At 30.3% G+C, this 4,754-nt stretch carries 5 protein-coding genes; 4 read left to right on the top strand and 1 reads right to left on the bottom strand.

The genetic code is table 11. The features are described 5' to 3' along the window. Positions 1-194: hypothetical protein (locus WIW89_RS00055; protein ID WP_337719263.1), on the bottom strand; the 194-nt coding region annotated here is incomplete at its 3' end. An 833-nt stretch (positions 195-1,027) separates the two neighbouring features. On the opposite strand from WIW89_RS00055, the gene WIW89_RS00050 reads away from it, so the two are divergent. The 4 genes from WIW89_RS00050 to WIW89_RS00035 are packed head-to-tail and all read left to right on the top strand — an operon-like array spanning position 1,028 to position 4,212. Continuing rightward, the gene (locus WIW89_RS00050; protein WP_337719262.1) at positions 1,028-1,165 is read left to right on the top strand and encodes a hypothetical protein; all 138 of its coding nucleotides are present in this window, start codon (positions 1,028-1,030) and stop codon (positions 1,163-1,165) included. Between the two features lie 20 nt (positions 1,166-1,185). Then, complete coding sequence (locus WIW89_RS00045) at positions 1,186-2,709, top strand: radical SAM protein (RefSeq protein WP_337719261.1); 1,524 nt, start codon at positions 1,186-1,188, stop codon at positions 2,707-2,709. Continuing rightward, positions 2,706-3,509: an ABC transporter ATP-binding protein gene (locus WIW89_RS00040; RefSeq protein ID WP_337719260.1), complete on the top strand. Its 804-nt coding sequence runs from the start codon at positions 2,706-2,708 to the stop codon at positions 3,507-3,509. The genes WIW89_RS00045 and WIW89_RS00040 overlap by 4 nt, the downstream gene beginning before the upstream one ends. After that, positions 3,484-4,212 carry a hypothetical protein gene (locus tag WIW89_RS00035; protein ID WP_337719259.1) on the top strand — a complete coding sequence of 243 codons (729 nt, stop codon included), beginning with the start codon at positions 3,484-3,486 and terminating at the stop codon, positions 4,210-4,212. The genes WIW89_RS00040 and WIW89_RS00035 overlap by 26 nt, the downstream gene beginning before the upstream one ends. Positions 4,213-4,754 lie beyond the last annotated feature (542 nt).

Raw genomic sequence — 4,754 nt, 5'->3', positions numbered from 1 at the left:
ATAACGAAGTATATAGGTGCTGTTGAGTAATATACGGTGAAAAGACCATTACTCACGTTCTGGTAAATACAATCATAATAGTCTGGTGGTAAATTTACTACATAATACGGCTCTATATAACTTAGACTGTTTAATGAAATAAAAATGGAAAAAAAGGTAGATAACACTAGTATTAGTACTATTAACCTTCTCATAAAAACAATTTAATTTTCAACCCTTATAAACTTGTCTAACGTTGAAGAGTATATTTTCAAACCTAGGCAGTTTTTAATAATTTAACGTAAAAGTCTAATCAATGTTTAAGATTTCGGAATAGACATCATAAAAAATTCTGAAGAATTGACTGTAAAAATGGAAAAAGAAAATAATTTTAGTAAACTAAATAAATTACATGAACGAAATTTTGACTTTAATACACAATAAAAGTTCGAATTTCTTATTCATACCGTGATATGTCTGTGATAATAATTCTTAGACTGGTCATTAAAATACGTAAAAAATGGTGGTAGCTCATAACATTAACTAAGAGATACTTTTTAACATTCAAATAATAGAAAGAAAAAGAAAATAGCAGATTTACTCTTACTAGAAATTAACACATGTTATTTCTCTGTCTTACCCCTAATCTTTCCATACAAATATTAAGGTTTACAATACGTTATTTCGCTTAATTATGACGATGTTTAAGGTTATCAGCAGCTCGTCACATTGTATAAGCGTTACTTGTTTATAGTTCTTTTGCTAAGAAAGATTCTGCAGATTTTTGTTTAAAAGCAAAAAATAAGGGAAATGTTAAAGAAGCTAGTTAATAATCAAGGATTGGAGTATATTACATTAGTTTCCACTAAATACTGATAATTAAATGCATTTTGTAGAAATAAATAAGTTTTAACTTATCTCAACCAATTAGCAAAAATAAAATGTTAATTTTATTGATCATATCATCATTATAAAATTCATTCTTTAAACCTTCCTATGGAAGAGAATCTGAAAAAAGATTTAAATATTCTCGGAACTATACTATTTCATGAAAAGCGATACTGACATAGAGAAAATTTCGAATATAGTGCTAGATATCTTAGGTAAAGAAGAGTTAATATATTTAATACCTAGAATAGATCCAACTACATCTACAATAAATACTAAGCCACCTTTCATAGAATAAATTCTATTACGGGAGTAATAATGATTTACCTAATTGATGATTTTTCTAATTCTATGCTGAATGATTTCGCCTTGATAGCTATAAAATTTGAGGATCTTTTAAAATATTATAATGAGTTAGAAAATATATTACAAAACAATAGAATATTTGGATTATATATATTATATGACTCAAATGATATTATTGAATTTAATGATATTAAGTCTTTAAATAACATATTATTAAAAATATCAAAAATAAAAATCTTTAGAGGATTCAAAATTGAATTTGTCTTTATGATTTCTAAGAAATACGATATTGAAGCCATTAAAAGAATCGTGTCTTTATCCAATCCAAGACTGTTTAATTACGCTTACTTTATAATTGATCTGAAATCAGTTGAGGAGTCTGACTTAGAAAAGCTTCTCGCATCAGATGTATTAAATAATAACATATCTGAAATTATTCTAGTAGATGATAAAAATTATTGGCCAGATAAAAATTTTAGATTATTGAAAAGGATTTCGGATGACCTATATTTAGTATACAAGAACCCATTTTATGAAGAATTTAAGGGCAAACTAACTGATATAATCTCATTAGAAGCTGCTAAAAAGATCTATCAATTATATGAAACAGTAGGTCTTAACAACAGTTTTAGATATTGGCATTTTAAAGGAATAGTAATAGAGTTTACTTACAAATGCAATTTCTTATGTGATCATTGTTATGTAAGTTCCTCTCCAAAAAGGAATGATAAACTAGAGCTTAGTAAAGTTAAACAAATTCTTGAGGAATCTCTAAGCTTATCATTTATAGATAAGAAAATTCACATAGCTGGCGGTGAGCCAACGTTATTTTGGGATGAACTAACAGAATTAATTAAGTTTTCTAAGTCTCTAGGATACTTCGTAAGTTTGGTTACTAACGGTAATTGGGCTCTAAATGAGAATAAAGTAAAAGAGATGAAGGAGTTAAAAGTTGATGAGATCGAGTTAAGTCTGACACCATATCATTTAAAATTCTGGAGTAAAGAAAATATTCTAAAAATTTTACATAACTTTAGAAAATATAATGTAAATTTCTTTATAAGATATCTTACAAGCAAGTCTTATACCATATATGATTTATATAAACTTCTAGGCAATGAATTACTAGGAGTGACCATAATATCATCGCCAGTACTAAGATTAGGTAGGGCGTTATCAAATATTAATAGAGAAGAATTTTATGGAGAGTATAATCTACCAAGTGGTGCTTGTTTTGACTCCTTAAATTTAACGATAACTCCTAATGGAATTTATCCATGTTGTAATGGTACTGAAATAACTAAATACGGTAAGTTAGGAAATCTGGACGAACAATTAATATCACTTTTAAACAGAAATTATTTCCTAAGGCTGCTCACATTAATGGGACCATCAAGGTTGTTAAAGGAATTAAAGTTAGATAAAAAATACTCAGGTAAAAAATATATAAATATCTGTGAATTGTGTAATGAGATACTAAATGATGACGAAATTTATAATAAATCGCTAGAATTCATTAAGGGAAAGTTAAGATGATTACGGTCAGAGATGTGGTTAAATATCTAGAGGGAAGAGTAATTAATGAAGACGTGACTTTTTCTTTTGACCGAGGGATATTAGTGATTCTTGGTCCTAACGGAGCTGGCAAAACTACATTATTAAGGCAAATATATGGCGATTTAAAACCTGATAAGGGCGAGATCTTAATTGATGCTTTCAAGCCTAACGAAAGAGCAGCTAAGAAATTACTAGGGGTGATGCCCCAAGACAGTGAGCCTATATTCAACCTTACTGTTTACGACCATATAAAATTGTTCGGGAAAATTAGGGGTGTTAGAAGTACAGACGAAGAGATAATGAAATTAATAAAGGAATTCGGTCTTAGCCCAAACGAGAGAGTAAATAAACTATCAGGGGGTCAAAAGAGGAAAGTAATGCTTGCCTCAGTTTTAATCTTAGAACCTAAATACTTAATATTAGACGAACCTACCGTCGGTCTTGATTTAGATTCTAGAAAATTAATCCACGAAATGTTAAGGGACCTAGGTAGAGAGGGAAAGGGTATAATATTAACTACCCATTATTTAGAAGAGGCTGAGATACTAGCGCATAGAGTAATTCTGTTCAATCGAAAAGTCCTGTTCGACGGCTCTAAAGAAGACTTAGTGAGGAAAGTGTTTAATGACGATATATACGTAGTGAAAATCGGAAATGAAAAGCACTTTATAAAGAAAGGAGAAATTACCAAGTTTATTTCCTCCAATAAAGACAACATTGAAATAAGGAAACCTACACTGGAGGAACTGTATTATGAGTTTTTCAGAAAGAATAACTGAGTTTAGCGCACTGGTAGAACTTTTTATTAAAAGACAAGGAAGAATAAGGAACATAGTCACCATAATATTCTATGACGTAATATACCCTTTAGGCCTATATTTTAGCTTATCAAAGTTAGTAAACTCTCAAGACTTTTACTTGTTCTTGTCAGGGCTATTAGTGTTATTTACCACGACATACGTAATTAGTTCCGTTACAGCTTGGTTAGGTATGGATAAGGCTTACAACTATTACCCGATAATACGATCTTTAGGACCATCAATAATTGAATACAGCTTAGCACTAATAACAGTGGTAGTGCTAACTACTATGCCAGGTGTAATAATGATTACACTCTTCTCATCTACACATTTTTTAACAATCCTCCTAATATTACTCGTAATTATTACAGCTTCACTTATATCCGGGTTCGTCTCAGCCTTAGTCGTCGCTACCGTGAGTGAATATACAATAGCGACGACTTTTTCCACAGTCTTCTCATATGTAATCTCGATCTTCCCACCTATATTTTATCCAGCTTCGCTACTACCATCACCTTGGGGTACAATATTAAGTTATATTTACACTGCCGATACGGCCAATGTAATTAAAGCTTTACTTGAAGGAAACCTATCGTTATTTCTCCAATACTATTACACACTGGTAGTATACTTACTTGTGTTAATTATGGTGTTCCTAGTTTATTTGAACAAAAGGAATTAATGTAAGAAGACGCTTATTATTCGAGTTATCTTTCTTGAACTTTAATGTGGGAAAATGGCTCGTAAAATTTTCTTAAATGGAAAACTGTTTTATATTAGAAATAGTCCTATAACTTTAACTCTGAAGTTTAGATGTAAAGACCGTTCATATTAAGGAATCACAAATAATGTTACAAGAATTTTTAATAGAAATTGACATTATTAAACAGAAAAATACTTTAAAAGTATAATAAGAGGTTCTTATAATGGAAGTTATCGATCAGGAGAAAATTTCAAAAAGTTATGCTGGACTAGAGTCTTCAACGACTTTACACTCAATTTAGACGAAAATTTAATCTACGGTATCATAGCTCCTAATGGTTAAGGGAAGACCACATTATTGAAAATAAAAACTCGAACCGATGGCGAGAATGATGGGAGAGCCCTTATAGGGTTTTTAGGAGTAGCTACACCTTCTCCATTAGTTCTAATAACCTCTCACCATGTTTATACCAAGAATACTCTTTTGCCGTTTCCCAAGCTGAATAGATCATCTTCCTTCTT

It is taken from the genome of Stygiolobus sp. CP850M, from assembly GCF_037389425.1.
Lineage (GTDB): Archaea > Thermoproteota > Thermoprotei_A > Sulfolobales > Sulfolobaceae > Stygiolobus.
This window is presented reverse-complemented; position numbering and strand designations above follow the sequence as displayed.